At 63.6% G+C, this 19302-nt stretch carries 18 protein-coding genes; 4 read left to right on the top strand and 14 right to left on the bottom strand.

Annotated elements, in window-relative coordinates:
• The first annotated feature begins 82 nt into the window (after nucleotides 1-82).
• Entirely contained in the window at nucleotides 83-601 is a 519-nt protein-coding gene (locus JNA92_RS04785; RefSeq protein ID WP_241803582.1) for a DMT family transporter, read from the top strand.
• Here JNA92_RS04785 and JNA92_RS04780 read toward each other — a convergent pair whose 3' ends face one another.
• Nucleotides 602-1510, bottom strand: a complete 909-nt coding sequence (locus JNA92_RS04780) for a LysR family transcriptional regulator (RefSeq protein ID WP_241803581.1) — start codon at nucleotides 1508-1510, stop codon at nucleotides 602-604.
• Between the two features lie 167 nt (nucleotides 1511-1677).
• Between JNA92_RS04780 and JNA92_RS04775 the strand changes: the two genes are divergently transcribed.
• Entirely contained in the window at nucleotides 1678-2892 is a 1215-nt protein-coding gene (locus JNA92_RS04775; protein ID WP_241803580.1) for a YeeE/YedE family protein, read from the top strand.
• Between the two features lie 169 nt (nucleotides 2893-3061).
• Here the strand turns inward: JNA92_RS04775 and JNA92_RS04770 are convergent, their stop codons facing one another.
• Nucleotides 3062-3391 carry a hypothetical protein gene (locus tag JNA92_RS04770; protein WP_241803579.1) on the bottom strand — a complete coding sequence of 110 codons (330 nt, stop codon included), beginning with the start codon at nucleotides 3389-3391 and terminating at the stop codon, nucleotides 3062-3064.
• A 75-nt stretch (nucleotides 3392-3466) separates the two neighbouring features.
• Nucleotides 3467-4117, bottom strand: a complete 651-nt coding sequence (locus JNA92_RS04765) for a DUF998 domain-containing protein (RefSeq protein ID WP_241803578.1) — start codon at nucleotides 4115-4117, stop codon at nucleotides 3467-3469.
• A 222-nt stretch (nucleotides 4118-4339) separates the two neighbouring features.
• On the opposite strand from JNA92_RS04765, the gene JNA92_RS04760 reads away from it, so the two are divergent.
• On the top strand, nucleotides 4340-5089 hold the full coding sequence (locus tag JNA92_RS04760; protein WP_241803577.1) for a FadR/GntR family transcriptional regulator: 750 nt from the start codon (nucleotides 4340-4342) through the stop codon (nucleotides 5087-5089).
• Between the two features lie 225 nt (nucleotides 5090-5314).
• Here JNA92_RS04760 and JNA92_RS04755 read toward each other — a convergent pair whose 3' ends face one another.
• The 11 genes from JNA92_RS04755 to JNA92_RS04705 all read right to left on the bottom strand — a co-directional run bounded on the left by JNA92_RS04755 (nucleotide 5315) and on the right by JNA92_RS04705 (nucleotide 18021).
• Nucleotides 5315-6895, bottom strand: a complete 1581-nt coding sequence (locus JNA92_RS04755) for an aldehyde dehydrogenase (NADP(+)) (RefSeq protein WP_241803576.1) — start codon at nucleotides 6893-6895, stop codon at nucleotides 5315-5317.
• Between the two features lie 174 nt (nucleotides 6896-7069).
• Nucleotides 7070-8623, bottom strand: coding sequence for a galactarate dehydratase (gene garD, locus JNA92_RS04750; RefSeq protein ID WP_241803575.1), 1554 nt, complete (start codon nucleotides 8621-8623; stop codon nucleotides 7070-7072).
• Nucleotides 8624-8700: 77 nt separating this feature from the next.
• Nucleotides 8701-10062 (bottom strand): MFS transporter, encoded by a 1362-nt coding sequence (locus JNA92_RS04745; RefSeq protein ID WP_241803574.1) that lies wholly within the window; start codon nucleotides 10060-10062, stop codon nucleotides 8701-8703.
• A 103-nt stretch (nucleotides 10063-10165) separates the two neighbouring features.
• Nucleotides 10166-11077, bottom strand: a complete 912-nt coding sequence (gene kdgD / locus JNA92_RS04740; protein ID WP_241803573.1) for a 5-dehydro-4-deoxyglucarate dehydratase — start codon at nucleotides 11075-11077, stop codon at nucleotides 10166-10168.
• A 388-nt stretch (nucleotides 11078-11465) separates the two neighbouring features.
• Nucleotides 11466-12275, bottom strand: a complete 810-nt coding sequence (locus JNA92_RS04735; protein WP_241803572.1) for a gamma-glutamyl-gamma-aminobutyrate hydrolase family protein — start codon at nucleotides 12273-12275, stop codon at nucleotides 11466-11468.
• Nucleotides 12276-12689: 414 nt separating this feature from the next.
• Entirely contained in the window at nucleotides 12690-13472 is a 783-nt protein-coding gene (locus JNA92_RS04730; protein WP_277818029.1) for an amino acid ABC transporter ATP-binding protein, read from the bottom strand.
• A gap of 22 nt (nucleotides 13473-13494) precedes the next feature.
• On the bottom strand, nucleotides 13495-14739 hold the full coding sequence (locus JNA92_RS04725; protein WP_241803571.1) for an NAD(P)/FAD-dependent oxidoreductase: 1245 nt from the start codon (nucleotides 14737-14739) through the stop codon (nucleotides 13495-13497).
• A 15-nt stretch (nucleotides 14740-14754) separates the two neighbouring features.
• Nucleotides 14755-15465, bottom strand: coding sequence for an ABC transporter permease (locus tag JNA92_RS04720; protein ID WP_241803570.1), 711 nt, complete (start codon nucleotides 15463-15465; stop codon nucleotides 14755-14757).
• Nucleotides 15462-16181 (bottom strand): ABC transporter permease, encoded by a 720-nt coding sequence (locus JNA92_RS04715; RefSeq protein ID WP_241803569.1) that lies wholly within the window; start codon nucleotides 16179-16181, stop codon nucleotides 15462-15464. The genes JNA92_RS04720 and JNA92_RS04715 overlap by 4 nt, the downstream gene beginning before the upstream one ends.
• Nucleotides 16182-16383: 202 nt before the next feature.
• Nucleotides 16384-17136: a transporter substrate-binding domain-containing protein gene (locus JNA92_RS04710; RefSeq protein ID WP_241803568.1), complete on the bottom strand. Its 753-nt coding sequence runs from the start codon at nucleotides 17134-17136 to the stop codon at nucleotides 16384-16386.
• 21 nt (nucleotides 17137-17157) lie between these two features.
• Complete coding sequence (locus tag JNA92_RS04705) at nucleotides 17158-18021, bottom strand: MurR/RpiR family transcriptional regulator (RefSeq protein WP_241803567.1); 864 nt, start codon at nucleotides 18019-18021, stop codon at nucleotides 17158-17160.
• Between the two features lie 142 nt (nucleotides 18022-18163).
• Between JNA92_RS04705 and JNA92_RS04700 the strand changes: the two genes are divergently transcribed.
• Nucleotides 18164-19189, top strand: coding sequence for an Ldh family oxidoreductase (locus JNA92_RS04700; RefSeq protein ID WP_241803566.1), 1026 nt, complete (start codon nucleotides 18164-18166; stop codon nucleotides 19187-19189).
• Nucleotides 19190-19302: the final 113 nt, after the last annotated feature.

The following is a 19302-nucleotide window of genomic DNA, read 5'->3' as shown; positions in this document are numbered from 1 at the left end:
ACCTGAGTGCAGGATTTCGATTTCCATTACGCCGGTCGATTTGCAGATGATGTACCAATCCTGTCTTCAGAAGAGTACATCCATGCCTAACAAGGCCCTGCTTATCGCTTTCCTTCCCTTGCTGTTGGCGCTGCTCGCCGGGGTCGTGCTGCCCTACCAGGCCGCCAGCAACGCTGCCGTCGGCCGTGCGCTCGGGCACTGGCTTTGGGGCGCCTTCACGTCATTGACGGTCAGTTCGGTGGTGGTCATCGCGGCCTTGCTGATCCTGCGGGTACCGCTGCCCGAGCTGGGCAAGGCAGTGCAGGGCCCATGGTGGCTGTGGATCGGCGGCGTGCTTGGCGCCCTGTACGTAGCCGCTGCCGCCGCCTTGACCCCCAAGCTCGGCGCCGCAGGCTTTCTGGTGCTGGTGGTGGCCGGGCAGATCCTCACGTCGGTGATCGTCGACCATTTCGGCCTGATGGGCGTTGCCAGCAAACCGGTGAGCCTGCCTAGGCTTGCGGGGGTGGTGCTGATCCTCGTTGGGGTGTTCCTGGTGCAGAGCACCTGGGCCGCCAGCCCTGCGTCCGCCACAGCGGCCAGCGTCAAACAGCCCGAAGGATGATCAGCGGCCGGGCTGGCAACAGGCCCAGACCGTCTCCCGCAGCCAGCGATGCCCCGGATCGCTGTCTTTTCGGGTGTGCCAGGCCTGTTGATAGGCCAGGTTCGGGATTGGCAAGGGGGGTGCGAACTGGCGCAGGGCCTTGTGTGGCCGCATCGGGCCCACTGCGCGCTTGGCCACGGTGAGGATCAGGTCAGTGCCGGCGAGCACGTCGACGGCGGCGCTCCAGTGCGGCAGCGCCAAGGCGATGCGCCGGCGCAGGCCCCGTTCACCCAGTGCGCGCTCGATCTCGTCGTGGGCGTCCGGGCGCATGGCCATGAGCACGTGCGGCCGTGCCAGCCAGTCCTCCAGCGCTAGGCCGCCTTTGCCCGGCAATACCTGTCGGTCGGCAATGCTGACGAAGCTGTCCTCGAACAGTGTTTGCGCGGCAATGCCTTGGGGCAGTTCGGGGAAGATACCCAAGGCGAGGTCGAGTTCGCCATCGAGCAACTGCGCCATCATCGCCTCGCGGCTGGCCTGGCTGATGGCCAGGTCCACGCCCGGTGCCGCCTGACGCAGGTGGCGGACCAGGGGCGGCAGGATGAGCCGTGAGGCGTAGTCGGACAACGACAGGCGGAACCTGCGCTGGGCCTGAGCGGGGTCGAAGCGAGGTGTGGCCAGCAGGCTGTTGAGGCTGCCCAGCGCGTCCTGCAACGGTTTGATAAGGGACTGGGCGCGTGCGGTCAGGGCCATGTGACCGTTCTGGCGGATCAGCAGTGGGTCGTCGAAATGTGCGCGCAGTTGTGCCAGTGCATGGCTGACTGCCGGTTGGCTACGGTGCAGGCGGATGGCAGCGCGCGTCACATGTTTCTCGCTCAGCAGCGCATGCAGGGCCAGCAGCAGGTTAAGGTCGATCTTGCGCAGTTCATCCATGGTGCGAATGGCCAGTGGGGTATTTGGGGGCTTGGTATCAGCCTAACAGATGTGCACAGTGCGGAGAGGTTAGGCCCCGCTGGCAGCGATAAACGCCAGCCAAAGCAGCATCTAGCAATCTCCGGCGCTATAATCGCCGCCCGTTTTACAGTAATCCGAGCATTCCAATGGGTCTTTCCGCAACCGCCACACCCGAACCGCGCCGTCTGCGCGCCCCCCTGATTGCCTTGGCCCTGTTGCTGGCCGGTGCCTGGTTCCTCAATCTCAATGCCGGTTTCAAGCAGGTCTTGCTGCTGATCCTTGGCGCCGCCCTGGGGCTGACGCTTTACCACGCAGCGTTCGGCTTCACGTCGGCCTGGCGCGTATTCATCACCGAACGACGAGGTGCCGGCCTGCGTGCGCAGATGGTCATGTTGGCCCTGGCCGTACTGCTGTTCTTCCCGGCATTGTCGGCTGGCAGCCTGTTTGGCAACCCCGTCACCGGGCTGGTGGCGCCAGCCGGGGTGTCTGTGGTGTTTGGCGCTTTCATCTTCGGTATCGGCATGCAACTGGGCGGCGGGTGTGCCTCGGGCACGCTGTTCACCGTTGGTGGCGGCAACGCCAGAATGCTGGTGACGCTGCTGTTCTTCATCATTGGCTCGGTCACGGCCACGCACCATGCCGACTGGTGGTTCGCCTTGCCATCGTTGCCGGCCACCTCGATCGTCCAGGCCTGGGGCGTCGCGCCGGCGCTACTGGTCAGCGTGGCGGTATTCGCGCTGATTGCCTGGGCGACGGTGGTACTGGAAAAACGCCGCCATGGCGCCCTCGAAGCACCCGTAAGCAGTGAGCACCAAGGCCTGCGCCGCTTCCTGCGTGGCCCGTGGCCGTTGCTGTGGGGGGCTGTGGCCCTGGCCTTGCTGAACTACGCCACCCTGGCCCTGGCAGGCCGCCCGTGGGGCATTACCTCCGCTTTTGCCTTGTGGGGCGCCAAGACCCTTTCCAGCCTTGGGGTGGACGTCGGCAGTTGGGTGTTCTGGCAGGCACCGGCCAACGCCAAGGCGCTGGCAGCGCCGCTGTGGCAAGACGTGACCACCGTCATGGACCTTGGCATCGTGTTGGGTGCGCTGCTGGCGGCTGGCCTGGCGGGGCGTTTTGCGCCGAGCCTGAACATCCCGCTGCGCTCGCTGATCGCCGCAGTGCTCGGTGGCCTGCTGCTCGGCTACGGTTCGCGTCTGGCCTACGGCTGCAACATTGGCGCGTACTTCAGCGGCATCGCCTCGGGTAGCGTGCATGGCTGGCTGTGGCTGGTCGCGGCCTACACCGGGAACATGATTGGCGTGCGCCTGCGCCCGTTCTTCTTTGCCGGTGAGCGCCGGCCAGCGGCGCTGACGGGTTGTTGAAAACAGCATGGCCCTGGTCGCCGGCATTTGGCGGCCGGGATCTGTCTGGTTCGACCTTCAGCGTGTTGGAACACTGCAGTCAAGGGGCGTGCAAGGTGGGGCGACCTGAGCTTGAGCTATCTCACGTTATTTATGAGATTAATTGTTCAACTATCTGATTAATAAGCCTTTAACGTTTTGCAACTGCGTGATGTACACATTGTTCGTAGTAGGTTTGCTTGATGGCTGCCGGCTTTAACCGCGAGCGACTGTTGTAGGTCTGTTCGGTGATGCCAAAGGCGGTCATGCGCATCCACGGCTTGGCGAACCGGCGTACCTGCAGTTTCTTGCGCGTGGCATACAAGGTCACGCCGGAAAGCTTGGCCCGCTGGGCCTCGGCGGCGATCTGCGAGCCCCAGCTACATACTTGGCGGTCGTTCTGGCTCAGCGCTCTGGCCTGGGCGCCGAAGGCAGTCGTGACCAGCAGGCAGCCGGCCACCGTTGCTAGAAATACTCGCATGTTGCTGTCCTAAGCATCTGAAGAAGAACGGAGTTTGCCTTCGCTTCAGATGCCTGGGGGCCAGTACGTTTAGGGTCAAGTGGTGGCGATGCGCAGGCGATTTGCCAGTGTGGGGCGCAGGCTATACAGCGCAAGCCCGGCGACCCAGATCACCGAGGCGCCGTAGTTCAGCCTTTGGTACAGGCCGAACAACTGCCCGTCCTGCGCCGCTTTGGCCATCAGGGCGGCAGTGGCGATCGCAGTTACCACACAAGCCAGTGAAAAGACCCCCAGCGCGGGTGAGCCGGCCACGCGTTTCCCGGCCCATGCCCACAGCGCACTGGCCAGGGTCAACGAGAGAAACATCATCAAGCCGAAGAGGTTGTGCAGTTGCTGCGACAGGGAAGGTTGCGCAGGCGCACAACCCTGATCGCATGCAAACCAACCGGTGCCGGCGCTAGCGAGCCCATGCAGTAGTACCAGTGCAGCGCTGGCCAGGGCGAGCTTCGAGCCACGCCAGCGCCGCGCCAGGCCCCAGGCGAACAGGGTAAACAGCACCGCGAGGGGGAAGTTGTTGAGCAGGGGTGACCAGCGTTGGGTTGGGGCGCCCACTGCGCCCAACTGGCTCATGGCCTGCTGCAGATGGTCGTAGCCGGGGTAGGCTTGGGCGGTGAAGCAAACGCCAAGCAGCAGCCAGGACGGAATGATCAGCCCGCAGCAGAGCAGGCAGCGATCGAAGGTTTTCATCAGAGGTTTTCCTTCCATGGAGTGAGCAATCGATGCCTATAGAGTACCGGGATGTCTGCCGCCTGTCCTGGCTCCTTCGCGGTTAGGTCCGTTGCTGCGCTGCTAAATTCCGACGCCCTTTGGGCAGGGGGCATTGCGTCCATAAATACCGCGTCGGATGGATGTGATCGTACAACTGCTTGCGCTATCATGGCGGCTGTCTTTCAAGGTGAAAAACAGGGCATGACAGAGCAACAGGTACAGGCAAAGACCCGGCGCAAGCCGCGCAGTCTGGCCCAGGAACTGGTCACGGTGCTGACCGAGCGTATTCGTAGCGGCCAGCTCAAGCGTGGCGACAAGCTGCCGACCGAGTCGCAGATCATGGCCGAGGAGGGCGTGAGCCGCACCGTGGTGCGTGAGGCGATCTCGCGGCTGCAGGCGGCCGGGCAGGTCGAGACCCGCCATGGCATCGGCACCTTTGTGCTGGATACGCCTGCCACGGGCGGCTTCCGCATCGACCCGGCCACCGTGGTCACGCTGCGTGAGGTGCTGGCGGTACTGGAGCTGCGCATCGCCCTGGAGATCGAGTCGGCAGGCCTGGCGGCGCAACGGCGCAGCGAAGAAGAGCTGGCAGGTATGCGCGCGGCGCTGGACGAACTCAACGAGGGCGCCGCCCATGCCACGGATGCGGTGTCGGCGGACTTCCAGTTCCACCTGCGTATCGCCCAGGCCAGCGGCAACCATTACTTCGCCGACATCATCAACCACCTCGGTACCAGCATCATCCCGCGTACCCGGCTCAACTCGGCGCGTCTGGCGCATGATGACCAGGCCCACTACATGAGCCGGTTGATGCACGAGCACGAGGCGATCTACGAAGCCATCGCCCGAAGCGACAGTGAAGGGGCCAAGATGGCCATGCGCATGCACCTGAGCAACAGCCGGGAGCGGTTGCGTCAGGCGCATGCGGAAGCTGAAGCGCAAGGGGTTTGATAGCGCGGGTGGCTGTGCGGGCCCCATCGCCGGCAAGCCGGCTCCCACAGAGATTTGCGTCAGCTTTTAGCAGTTGAGCAAGACAGGTTCCCATATAATTTGCGCGGGGCCTGAGGGCAGCGCGGTACCTGTGGGGCCGGCTTGCCGGCGATAGGGCCGGTAAATCCAATGCAAGTGTCAAAAGAAAGCCCCGTAAGTACGGGGCTTTTTCTCGCATCAGGGCACTCAGAGCGCGCCGTCACTCCATTGCCCATTCACCAGGCGGCGCAGGCCCAGTGGGTTGTTGTCACGCAGTGCCTCGGGCAGTAGCGACTGCGGATAGTTCTGGTAGCACACCGGGCGCAGGAAGCGGTCGATGGCCAGGGTGCCGACGGACGTACCGCGGGCATCGGAGGTGGCTGGGTACGGCCCGCCGTGGACCATGGCATCGCACACTTCCACGCCCGTTGGGTAGCCATTGATCAGGATGCGGCCAACCTTTTCTTCCAGCAGCGGTACCAGCCAGGCAAATGCGTCGAAGTCTTCAGGCTCACCGATCAGCGTAGCGGTCAGCTGGCCACGCAAGCCGAGCAGGGCGGCGCGCAACTGCGCGGTGTCCTGGGCTTCAACGGCAACGGTGGTCGGGCCAAACACTTCTTCCTGCAGCAGCGGGTCGGCGTCTACCAGCAAGCGGGCGTCTGCCTTGAACAGCTGTGCACGCGCCTGGCTGCCTTCCTGAGGCTGGCCTGCCAGGTGTTCGATGCCGGCGTGGGCCTGCAGGTGCTCCAGGCCGCTCACGTAGCTGCGCAAGCCACCGGCATTGAGCAGGGTCTGGCCGGCTTGCTGGTCCAGGTGCTGGCCGAGGTCGGTGAGCAACTGGCTGAACGGTGGCGACTGCAGGCCGATGACCAGGCCCGGGTTGGTGCAGAACTGGCCAGCACCCAGGCACACGGAGCCGGCCAGCTCGCGGGCAATGGCGTCGCCACGTTTGGCCAGCGCGCCCGGGAGGATGATCACCGGGTTGATGCTCGACATTTCGGCGAATACCGGGATGGGTTGCGGGCGCTCTGCGGCCATGCGGCACAGTGCGTCCCCGCCCTTGAGCGAACCGGTGAAGCCGACCGCCTGGATGGCCGGGTGCTTGACCAGCCACTCACCCACGCCACCGCCAAACACCATGTTGAATACACCCTTGGGCATGCCGGTGCGTTCGGCAGCGCGAACGATGGCCGCCGCGACCAGGTCGGCAGTGGCCATGTGGCCGCTGTGTGCCTTGAACACCACCGGGCAGCCGGCGGCGAAGGCTGCAGCGGTATCACCGCCTGCGGTGGAGAAGGCCAGCGGGAAGTTGCTGGCGCCGAACACGGCGACCGGGCCGACGCCGATGCGCATCTGGCGCAGGTCCACGCGGGGCAGCGGCTGGCGTTCAGGCAGGGCCAGGTCAATGCGTGCACCAAGGTAGTCGCCACGGCGCAGCACCTGGGCGAACAGGCGCATCTGGCCGCTGGTGCGGCCTCGCTCACCTTGGATGCGCCCGGCGGGCAGGGCGGTTTCACGGCAGACTACGGCGACGAATGCGTCGTCCAGCTCGTCCAGTTCAGCAGCGATGGCGTCGAGGAACTCGGCACGACGTGCCGGGGCCAGCTGGCGGAATTCGGCAAAGGCCGCTGCCGCCGCTTGAGCCGCCTGGTCCACCTCGGCCTCGGTGGCTTGGGCGAAGCTGTAGGGCAGGGCCTCGCCCGTGGTGGCGTCCAGGCTCTGCAGGCGTTGCGCGCCAGCGGCGCTGCGCTGGCCGGCGATGAAGTTGTGGCCAAGAATCTCAGGCATGGTGTGCTCCTGTGTTTGGAAGGGTTGATCAGTAAAGGGCGCCTGACCTGTGCGAGCCGGCGTGCCGGTGATCACTGGCCAAGCCCGTGCCCTGCACCGTACAGCCTGCGTCGCCGGCAAGCCGGCTCCCCCAGGCGGGCGCGTGCCATTTGCATACCGGGCAAGGCCGAACCATCAGGTGATTGGCGCCGGGTTGAACAGGGTGATGTCGTTGTGCAGCCGGTGTTGTTCTGCCCAGGTCTGCTTGCGGCCACTGGCCACGTCCAGGTAGTAGTGGAACAACTCCCAGCCCAGTTCCTCGATGCTTGAACGGCCGCTGGCAATGCGCCCGGCGTCAATGTCGATCAGGTCCGGCCAGCGTTGGGCCAGTTCGGTGCGGGTGCACACCTTGACCACCGGCGCCATGGCCAGGCCGTAGGGGGTACCGCGACCCGTAGTGAATACGTGCAGGTTCATCCCGGCCGCCAACTGGAGCGTGCCGCAGACGAAGTCGCTGGCGGGCGTTGCGCAGAAGATCAGGCCTTTGCGGTTCACCCGCTCGCCTGGGCCGAGCACGCCCTGAATGGCGCCGCTGCCGGACTTGACGATCGAGCCCAGGGATTTTTCGACGATATTGGACAGGCCGCCTTTCTTGTTGCCTGGCGTCGTGTTGGCGCTGCGGTCGGCAGCACCTTGCTGCAGGTAACGGTCGTACCAGTCCATCTCGCGCACCAGTGCGTCGGCGACCGCCTGGTTTTCAGCGCGGGAGGTCAGCATGTAGATGGCGTCGCGCACTTCGGTAACTTCCGAGAACAGCACGGTGGCGCCGGCCCGCACCAGCAGGTCGGCGGCATAGCCCAGCGCCGGGTTGGCGGTGATGCCGGAGAATGCATCGCTGCCGCCGCACTGCATGCCGAGGATCAGCTCACTGGCTGGCACGGTCTGGCGGCGGCGCTTGTCGAGCTTTTGCAAGCGCGTCTCGGCCAGGCCCATGATCTGTTCGATCATTTCGCTAAAGCCAAGGCTGGCGTCCTGCAGGCGATACAGCCACGGCTCGCTGAGGTCCACTGAGGGGTCGTTGTCGTGCATCACCTGACCGGCCTGCAGCTTCTCGCAGCCCAGGCTGATGACCAGCGCTTCGCCACCCAGGTTGGGGTTGCGTGCCAGGTTGCGCACGGTGCGGATCGGGATGTAGGCATCACGGGCGTTGATCGCCACGCCGCAGCCATAGCTGTGGGTGAGGGCGACCACGTCATCGACATTGGGGTATTTGGGCAGCAATTCACTGCGGATGCGCTTGACCGCATGCTCCAGCACACCGGTCACACATTGCACGGTGGTGGTGATGCCCAGGATGTTGCGGGTGCCGACGGTGCCGTCAGCGTTGCGGTAGCCTTCGAAGGTGAAGCCATCCAGCGCAGGCAGAGGCGCCGGTAATGCATCGCAGCGCGGCAGGCTGTCCAGTTCAGGGGCGGACGGCATGGCCAGTTGGCTTTCCTGCACCCAACTGCCTTGGCGCAGGTCTTCCAGGGCGTAACCAATGATCTGCCCATAGCGCTTGACTGGCTCGCCTTTGGCGATCAGGACGGTGGCCACTTTGTGGCTCTGTGGGACGGCTTCTACAAGGGTCAGGCCATCGGGGAAGCGCGCGCCTTCACCCAAGCCACCGTCGTTGACCACTACCACGACGTTATCGTCGTCGTGCAGCCGGACGTAGCGGGGCGAGTCGGAATGTTCGATCAACTGCATGTTCGGGCCCTGTTCGTGATGTTCTCAGGCTTTGTACATCCGCCCGCACCGGCATTGCCGGGCGCGGGCGTGCTCACTCAGTGACGTGCGTCAGCCAGTTCGCCCGGGGCGGCAGGCTCAGCGTCTGGCTTTGCACCTTCACGCAACTCGATACGCTTGATCGGCCCGACGATGACCAGGTAGCTGAAGATCGCTACCAGGGCGTTGGCGCCAACATACACCAGCGCCCACTTGAACGAGCCGGTGGCGCTGATGATGTAGCCAATGACGATCGGGGTGGTGATCGACGCAATGTTGCCGAAGGTGTTGAACAGGCCGCCGGATAGCCCAGCGATCTGCTTGGGCGAGGTATCGGCGACCACGGCCCAGCCCAGTGCGCCGATGCCTTTGCCGAAGAAGGCCAGGGTCATGAAGCCGACCACCATCCATTCCGCTTCGACATAGTTGCAGAAGACCATGGTGGTCGACAGCAGCAGGCCACAGACGATCGGCAGCTTGCGCGAGAAGGTCAGTGAGTTGCCGCGGCGCAGCAGCCAGTCAGACAGCACACCACCGAGCACGCCGCCGATGAAGCCACAGATTGCCGGCAGCGAGGCGATGATGCCCGCCTTGAGGATGGTCATGCCACGCTCCTGCACCAGGTACACCGGGAACCAGGTCAGGAAGAAGTAGGTGATGGCATTGATGCAGTACTGGCCCAGGTACACACCCAGCAGCATGCGGCTGGTCAGCAATTGCTTGATGTAGCCCCATTTCGGGCCGTCGTTGCCACGCTTCTGGTCCATGTCCACCAGGCCACCGTTCTGCTCGATGTGCTCGAGTTCTTGCGGGCTGATGCGCGGGTGTTGGCGGGGGTTGTAGATGGTTTTCAGCCAAACGGCGGAGAACACGATGCCCAGTGCACCCATCACCACGAACACGTGTTCCCAGCCGAAGCTGAACACGATCCAGCCCATGATCGGGGCGAACAGCGCGGTGGCGAAGTATTGCGCTGAGTTGAAGATCGCCGAAGCCGTGCCGCGTTCTGCGGTGGGGAACCAGGCGGCGACGATACGGGCGTTGCCCGGGAACGACGGCGCTTCGGCGAAGCCGACCAGAAAGCGCAGGGTGAAGAGGGTGACCACTGCCCAGGCGACCGGCAGGCCACCGACAAAACCCTGCAACAGGGTGAACAGTGACCAGGTGAAGATGCTGAAGGCATAGACATTCTTGGAACCAAAGCGGTCCAGCAACCAGCCACCAGGAATCTGGCCGGCAACGTAAGCCCATCCGAAGGCGGAGAAGATATAACCAAGGGTTACGGCGTCAATGCCGAGGTCTTTCTGCAGGCTGGAGCCTGCAATGGCGATGGTGGCTCGGTCGGCATAGTTGATCGTGGTCACCAGAAACAGCATGAACAGGATCAGGTAGCGCACATGCGTCTTTTTAGTCGCTTGCATGCTGGCAATACTCCCACTAGTTATTTTTGTGCGGGCTCACAAGTTTTAGTCGGAGTGGGGGTAGCCCACTCCGGGTGCGGCATTGGCAGGCCGCGGGGTGCGCTTATTGCGGACCCATCTTGTCCATCAGAGCTGCGAGCATTTCGTATTCTTCAGCGGTCAGGTCGGTCAGCGGCGTGCGCACCGGGCCTGCGTCGTAACCGGCGATCTTCGCGCCTGCCTTGACGATGCTCACGGCATAGCCAGCCTTGCGGTTGCGGATGTCCAGGTACGGCAGGAAGAAGTCGTCGATCAGCTTGCCAACGGTGGCGTGATCGTCGCGGGCGATGGCGTGGTAGAAGTCCATCGCGGTCTTCGGGATGAAGTTGAACACCGCCGAGGAGTACACCGGCACGCCCAGGGCTTTGTAAGCGGCAGCATACACCTCGGCGGTCGGCAGGCCACCCAGGTAGCTGAAACGGTCACCCAGGCGACGACGGATCGACACCATCAGTTCGATGTCACCCAGGCCGTCCTTGTAGCCGATCAGGTTCGGGCAGCGTTCGGCAAGCTTTTCCAGCAGGTCGGCGTTCAGGCGGCAGACGTTGCGGTTGTACACCACCACGCCGATGTTGACCGACTTGCACACCGCTTCGACGTGGGCAGCGACGCCGTCCTGGCTGGCTTCGGTCAGGTAGTGCGGCAGCAGCAGCAAGCCCTTGGCACCCAAGCGCTCGGCTTCCTGTGCATACTCGATGGCCTGGCGAGTGGAGCCACCGACGCCGGCGAGGATCGGTACAGACGTGGCGCAGGTATCGACGGCAGTCTTGATCACCTGGCTGTACTCGCTGGCGGCCAGGGAGAAGAACTCACCGGTGCCACCGGCGGCGAACAGGGCACTGGCGCCGTACGGGGCAAGCCACTCCAGGCGCTTGATGTAACCCGCCTGGTTGAAGTCGCCCTGGGCATTGAAATCGGTGACCGGGAAAGACAGCAGGCCGTGGGAGAGGATGGATTTCAGTTCTTGTGGAGTCATTGTTATTGGCATCCTGTGGCGCTTGGGTGAAGGGTGTTGTTTTGCGTTGGAGGTAAGTTATCGTACAACCTCTGCGATGACTAGTCCCTCTCAAGAAAATTTTTGCGAGCATGGGGCCGGATGGATGGGGGTTATAGATCGACTGAGGGCCGTGTGGCGCCTTGCGACTCCCGCCACGGGGGCTGCACTGGAGCTGAGGGCGCAGAGCATCTGACGACTCTCTAAGCAGTCATCGTATCTCTAGGTTGGCGGGGTAAAAAGGATCGCGGAGACAGGCGCAAGCCCGCCGCCCGCAGCCACGGGAAGTGTTCTGGGACCAGCAGAGGGTGACCGGGGAAGCGGGGGCGACCTTGCGCCGCCCCGCGATCAAAACTAACGAAGCTGAGGGTCAGGCGGCCTGTTGGCGCTTGTTCTGGGATTTGCGCACCTGTGCGCGGCAGGCCTCGCCGAAGGCGCGGAAGATCTTGATCGAATCAGGATTCTTCGCCGCTTGCCACTCCGGGTGCCACTGGACGGCAAACAGGAAGGGCGAAATGCTCGGACCGTGAATCGCTTCGACCAGGCCATCTTCGGCATGGGCGATCGGCTCGATGCCGGTACCCAGGTTACGCAGGCCTTGGCCGTGCAGCGAGTTGACGCGGATCTCGTCGGTGCCAAGGGCGTCGTGCAGCCAGCTGCCAGCCTTGATCTTCACACCGTGCACCTGAGCGTATTGCACCTCGACCGGGTCTTCCGGGTTTTCCCGGTGGTCGTTGAAGCCGGGTTCGGCGTAAACCTTCTGGTAAATGTCGCCGCCCAGGGCGACGTTGATTTCCTGCATGCCGCGGCAGATACCGAAGATGGGCAGGCCACGCTTGAGCGCTGCCTTGACCAGCGGAATATCGAACAGGTCGCGGTTGACGTCCTGGCCTTTGCCTGGGGTCTGGTTTTCCTGGCCATACAGGCTCGGCTCGATGTTGCTGCCGGCACCGGTCAGGTAGACGCCGTCGGCCATGTCCAGATAGGTCTCCAGGTCATCGACGCCACAGCAGGTGGGCACCAACACCGGGACGCAATCGGCGAAATCGACCAGCGGGGTGATGTATTTGTGGGTCATGACCTGGTAGTCATGGCCTTTGCGCTCTTGGCTGCCCATGGTCATCAGGACGACGGGTTTGCGCAGGGAAGGTTGCTTGTTGCCAATGTTGCTGTTGGACATATGTCACCTTATGACAGGTTCGACCTGCCGTTGTTGTGCAGGTGCACGGCGCGGGGCCTCGTGTGCTACCTGAAGCCCCGAGCACTGCCGGCTCGTCAGAGGCGACGATGCCGGTCGGGGCTTGTAGATAGCTTGCCAGAGCCGTTCGATATGTCAAACGACTGAAATGGGCTAAAGCGCCTGAATTCGGGGGCTGAAAGCCTTGCGAGCCTCAGGCGGCAAGGGTTTGACAGGGGGTTAGGTCAATTATATTTAACGACGCAGTTGGGTCATTGCAGCCGTGCAATAAAGGGGCTTTGTGCCGTGTTTGCTGGCCTTATCGCCGGCAAGCCGACTCCAACAGGTAGGGCGCTGATCTTGAAAGCGCTCATTTCCACAGTGGGGGCCGGCTTGCCGGCGAAAGGGCCTGTGGCCTCAATGAAGGATCTGTGCCAGAAAACTGTTGGCCCGTGCCGTGCGCGGCTGATTGAAGAACACCTGCGGCGGGCTGTCTTCGATGATCTGCCCCCCTTCAAGGAACAGCACCCGCTCGGCAACCTGCCTGGCAAAGCCCATTTCATGGGTGACACAGAGCATGGTCATGCCGGTACCCGCCAGTTGTACCAGCACATCCAGCACTTCAGCGACCATTTCCGGGTCCAGCGCCGAGGTTGGCTCGTCGAACAGCATGATCCGCGGTTTCATGCACAAGGCGCGGGCGATGGCCACTCGTTGCTGCTGGCCGCCGGACAGTTGGCTGGGGTATTTGTGTGCCTGGTTTTCGATGCCGACCTTGCGCAGATACATCCGTGCACGCTCCTCGGCGTCTTTGCGGGACAGGCCGCGCACGCTGGTGGGGGCCAGCAGGCAGTTGTCGAGCACGCTCATGTGCGCAAACAGGTTGAAGTGCTGGAACACCATGCCGATGTCGCTGCGTACCTGGGCGGCCTGGCGCGTGTTGGCGGCCAGATCGGTGCCGGCTACCTGGATGCTGCCTTGTTCGGCAATCTCCAGGCGGTTGATGCACCGGATCAAGGTGGACTTGCCGGAGCCGGAGGGGCCGCACAGCACGATGCGCTCACCTTCGCGCACCTGCAGGTCGATGTCGCGCAGCACATGGAACGCGCCATAGTGCTTGTTCAGGCCCTCTATGCGGATCAGCACCGGGCGTGGGTCGTGTTCTGGGGCAAGGCTGGCAACGCTCAAAGGGGCGGTCATGTTGTTGTTCTCCCGCGTGGTGTCAGTCGAAACGTGCCGCGCTGTAAGGCGCAGGGTCGGTGAAAGGGCGCTCGCCGGTGAGCAGTTCAGCCACCAAGCGGCCAGTGACAGGTCCCAGCGTCAGGCCGTGGTGGGCGTGGCCGAAGTTGAACCACAGGCCCTTGTGCCGCGGCGCCGGGCCGATCACCGGGCGCATGTCCGGCAGGCAGGGCCGACGGCCCAGCCACGGGGTGTCATCCAGGCGCTCACCCAGTGCCGGGAACAGCGCGCGCGCGAGCGCTTCGCAGCGCTTGAGCTGAATTTCGTTTCCTGGGGCGCTGCTGGCAGCGAACTCGATGCCGGTGGTCAGGCGTATGCCGGCGGCCATCGGCGCCAGCACGTAGCCGCCCTGGGTGTCGCAGATCGCGTGCTGCAACTGCGCGCCGTTACGGGTGCCGTAGTGCATGTGGTAGCCGCGCTTGATACCCAGCGGGATCGTATAGCCCAGGCGCTCATAAAGGTCTGCCGACTGTGGCCCAAGGCACGCCACCACTTCGTCGGCCGTGACCGGCCCACGCTGGCTTTCGACCCGCCATTGGCTGCCGACCTGGCGCAGGCTGCGCGCATCGCCATGCAGGAACTGCCCGCCGCGCTGGACGAATAGCGCAGCATAACCACGGGTGAGGGCGCCGGGGTTGTTCACGGTCTTGGGGTCGAGCCAATGGATGCCGCCAACGACGGCGCTGTCGAGCTGGTGCTCGCGTGCCTGCAGTTGATCACGTTCAAGCAGTTCATAATGCAGGCCGTAGCGTGCAAGGCCCTTGACCTCGGCCTTGGCCTGCTGAAACAGTGCCGGGTCGCGGTACACCTCGATCCAGCCCTTGGCCTGAACCAGGCTTTCGAGCCCCGCGGCGGCAATCAGGGCGTCATGTTCTTCGACGCAGCGTTGGACCAGCGGCAGCATGTCGGCTGCGGCCTCGGCCAGTCGCCCCGGTGCCGACTGCCGCCAATAGCGCAGCAACCAGGGCGCGGCCTTGGGCAGGTGCAGCAGGCTGTAGCGCACGTCTGGCTGGCGGTTCAGGCCATAGCGCAGCAGGGCTGCGAATTGGCGGGGGAAGGCATAGGGGATGACGCTGGAGCGTTCGATCAGCCCGGCGTTGCCATGGCTGGTGCCGCATCCGGGTTCATCGCGGTCGATCAGGATCACCTGGCGCCCGCGGGCCTGCAGATGCAGCGCGGTGCTGACGCCGACGATACCGGCGCCCAAGACAAGGGTCTGGCAATGCATGAGTGTATCCTTCGGTCAATTCAGGTGGCGGCCCAGGCGGGCCTCCAGGTGTTTGAGCAGGCGCCGCACCAGTTCGACGATCACCAGATAGAGGACGGCGGCCCACAGGTAGATCTGGAAGTCGAAGCTGCGCGAAAACGCCAATTTGGTCACGCCCATCAGGTCGTAGATAGTCACCAGCGAGGCGATGGCGCTGGCCTTGATCATCAGAATCAGTTCGTTGCCTAGCGGGCCGATGGCCACCAGCAATGATTGCGGCAAGATGACCTTGAAGAAGGTGGTGGAGCGTTTGAGGTTCAAAGCCCTGGCCGCTTCGTACTGCCCCGGGGCCACTGCCATCAGGCTGCCGCGGAAGATTTCGGCCTGGTAGGCGGCAGTGTTCAGGGTGAAGGCCAGCAGGGTGCAGAACCAGGCTTCGCGGAAGAACCACCAGAGGCCAAGGTCCTGCCAGAAGCCCTTCAGCGAACCAAGCCCGTAGTACAGCAGAAACAGCTGGGCCAGCAGGGGGGAGCCACGGAAGAAATAGATGTAGCCGGCCGCCAGGCGTTGCAGCAGCAGTTTGCGCGACATCCGGGCCAGGGCCAGCAGCAGGCCGAGCACGGCGCCGAGGGTAAAGGAAATCGCCACCAGTTTGGCCGTTACCAGCAGCCCGTCGATGAACCGTGGGCCGTAGCGCTCCAGCAGGTCAGGGTCCAGTACCAGGCTCAGCCATTGTTCGGTATTCATGCGCGTGCTCCTTGCAGGTGGCGGTTGCTGCGCCGTTCGATGTAGGCGAATACCCGTCCCGACAGCGCCGAGAACAGCAGGTAACCCAGGCAGGCGACCCCGTAGAAGAACATCGGTTCTTTGGTCACGCTGACCGCAAGGTTGGTCTGGCGCATCAGGTCGACCAGCGAGATGGTCGAGACCAGCGAGGTGTCCTTGAGCAACGACAGCCAGTTGTTGGAGAGCCCCGGCAGGGCGATACGCGTCAGTTGTGGCAGTACCACCTTGAAGAATGCGGTGCGCTTGCCCAGGCCCAGGGCCGCACAGGCTTCAAGCTGGCCTTTGGGCAGGGTCTTGAAAGCGGCCAGCCAGATTTCGCTGGAAAAGGCGGCGAACACCAGGCTGAAAGCGATCATCGCTGCCAGGAAGGTATTGATCAGGAACTCACCTTGATAGCCCATGGCGGCCAGCAGTTGTTGGGCGGCGATCTGGCAACCGTAATAGATGATCAGCAGGGTCAGCAGTTCGGGCAGGCCGCGGAACACGGTGGAGAACGTGGTGGACCAGGCGCGCACCAGGCGCTTGGGTGAGCGCGCCGCCAGGGCTACGGCAAGCCCCAGAGGCAAGCCGATGGGCAGGCAGGCGAGGGCCAGTGACACGGTCACCAGAGCGCCGGCCAGCAGCGCCTGGCCCCAGCCACCACTGGCGAAGGACAGCAAGGACAATTGTTCGAGCATGGCATATCCCTTGTGTTGACTGGCCAGGCCCCATCGCCGGCAAGCCGGCTCCCACCGATACCTCATCGCCCTTGAGGCCGGTGGCAAGCCCGCCCCACCGATACCTGACAGCCTTGGAGGACGGTGGTAAGCCGGGCGCCACTGATGGGCCACAGCCTCGAAATCTGTAGGAGCCGGCTTGCCGGCGATGGGGCCCTGACAGTCAGTTGTAGATATCGAAGTCGAAGTACTTGCTGGCGATTTTCTGGTAGGTACCGTTGGCGACGATTTGCGCCAATGCCTTATTCAGGCGCTGGCGCAGTGCTTCATCGTCCTTGCGCACGGCGATGGCGGCATCGGCCTTGGTCCCGGCTACGTCACCCAACACCTTGCAGCAATCCTGACCGTTCTTGTTCATCCACTCATGCAGCGGAAACTTGTCGGCGATCACCCCGTCCAGACGGCCGGCGGCGAGGTCGGCATTGGCCTCGTCCAGGGTGGGGTAGAGCTTCACGTCAGCCCCCGCCTTGCCATACACATCTTCGGCGTAGATCGCCTGGGTCGAGGACGACTGGGCGCCCACGGTGTAGCCTTCGAAGGTGGTCTGCGCATCACTGATCTTGCTGTCCTTGGCCACGGCAACGGTCAGCGGGGTACGGTAGTAGTGGTCGGTGAAGGCGATTTTCTTGCGCCGCTCCTGGGTATCGATCATCGAGGCCACCACCGCATCGTACTTGCGTGCCATCAAGGCCGGAATGATGCCTTCCCAGTCCTGAGCCACCAGGGTGCATTCGACTTTCATCTGCTCGCACAGGGCGTGGGTGATGTCGATGTCGAAACCATGCAATTGGTTGTCGGCATCCACATAGTTGAAGGGCGGGTAGGCCCCCTCGGTGGCGAAGCGCAGGGTTTCGGCGCTGGCGTTAGCCGCCAGCAGCAGGGCACATGCACCCACCATAGCCATGGTCTTGTTCATCTCGCACCTCTTGCACTCTTGCTATTGTTGTTTTCCCGTCGTGTAGCCGACGAATTCGTTATGTAGAGCGGCAGTCGCTTCCAAGCGTTTTTCAACATCAGGCCCGAGCTTCTTGCAGACCTCGTTGACCATGAGGTGCACCCACGACAGCATGGCCGAGGTGGACTCCCAGAACAGGTTGAATTCGGTGGGGATGCGGAAGACCTCGTCGGCATTGGCGTCGGCCCAGTCGCAGAAGGTGTCGGTCACCAGCGTGACCGGTATGCCCGCCTGGCGGGCCTTCTGGCACAACAACAGGGCATGGCGGGAATAGCGGCGCGCCTCGAACACCACCAACGCGCTGTTTTCCGGGCGCCCGAGCAGCACCTCGCCAAAGTGCCCGGCGCTGCCGTCGACCACCTGAACGCCGTCGCGCAGGTAGTGCAGCAGGTGGGCCATGCACTGGGCCACACCACGCTCGGTCTGGAAACCGGCAATGAATACCCGCGGCCTGTCTGCCAAGCGCTGCGCGGCTGTGTGCCAGGGTTCGCTGCGGCTGTATTCATGCACCCGTACCAGCGCGGCAATTTCCAGTTCAAGGCTGCCTGCGCGGGTGTTGTCGTCGTGCTGCTGGCGGTATTCCTGCAGGCGGTCGCCCACCAGCCATGGGCCGTCACCCAGGTCGCTCTGAAGGTCTTGCTTGAGCGCCTTGAGATGGGCATAACCGAGGGAGCGGCAGAAACGCCCGACACTGGATTCGCTGACGCCGAGCTTGGCGGCAATGCTGGCCGAGGTCTGGAACGGCAGCTCATGGAGATTGGCGAGCATGTAGCTGGCGATCTTGTGGCCAGAAGCAGTCGCGGCTTGCAGGCTGTGTTCCAGGCGTTGTCTGATCGGTTGGCTCATGCTGTTGCTCCCGGCGAGGCGTGAGCAGAAGATGAATGTTTTCTGTCACGCCGTCAATATTTGACAGATAGCTGTCACATGCCGGAAAGTTTTTGTCGCTGCCCACGCTGTCGCCATTCCAATTCCAAGAAAGGAGCTTCAGATGTCTGCACCTTCCACCCACCCCGCCGTGCGCATGCCATTCGCCGAACTGCAGGGGTTGTTGCAAGCGATCTTCCAGCGTCACGGCTGCAGTGCGGCGGTGGCCGACGTCCTCGCCCACAATTGCGCCAGCGCACAGCGCGATGGTGCCCACAGTCATGGGGTGTTTCGTGTGCCTGGCTATGTCTCGACCCTGGCCAGCGGTTGGGTGAATGGCGGTGCAATACCCCAGGTGGTCGACGTCGCGGCCGGTTTCGTTCGGGTCGACGCTGGCGGTGGCTTTGCCCAGCCGGCCCTGGCCGCGGCGCGTGCACTGCTGGTCGAAAAGGCCCGCAGCGCCGGTATCGCGGTACTGGCGATTCACAACTCACACCATTTCGCAGCGTTGTGGCCCGATGTGGAGCCGTTTGCCGATGAGGGGCTGGTGGCACTGAGCGTGGTCAACAGCATGACCTGTGTGGTGCCACACGGTGCCCACAAGCCGTTGTTCGGCACCAACCCGATTGCCTTTGCCGCGCCGTGCGCGGGGCATGACCCTATCGTCTTTGACATGGCCACCAGCGCCATGGCCCACGGGGACGTGCAGATCGCTGCGCGGGCCGGCCAACCGTTGCCGGAGGGCATGGGCGTGGACGCCGACGGCCAGCCGACCACCGACCCCACGGCCATTCTGCAAGGCGGTGCGCTGCTGCCCTTCGGCGGGCACAAGGGCTCTGCATTGTCGATGATGGTCGAGCTACTGGCGGCGGCGCTGACTGGGGGGCATTTCTCTTGGGAATTCGACTGGGCGAGCCACCCTGGGGCGAAAACACCGTGGACCGGGCAGTTGATCATCGTCATCGACCCGAGCAAGGCCGAAGGCGAGCGGTTTGCGCAACGCAGCCGGGCGTTGGTCGAGCAGATGCAGGCCGTGGGGGTGTCGCGCATGCCGGGCGAGCGGCGCTACCGAGAGCGGGAAATTGCCCAGCGTGAAGGGGTGGCGGTGACTGAGCGTGAGCTGCAGGCGCTCAAGACGCTGGCGGGCTGACATGCCGCAAATGAGCGCTGTGCAATCTTGCATAGACAACCTTGCACAATAGGTGATGTTCCTGCCCGCCGACTCCGGGTATCCTCACCTGAGCCTTTCCGAACTGTCCTGAT

This window comes from Pseudomonas putida (genome assembly GCF_022627325.1).
In the GTDB taxonomy this organism is placed as follows: Bacteria; Pseudomonadota; Gammaproteobacteria; order Pseudomonadales; family Pseudomonadaceae; genus Aquipseudomonas; species Aquipseudomonas putida_X.
Note: the sequence above shows the minus strand (reverse complement) of the source record. Positions and strands in the feature narration are given on the sequence as shown.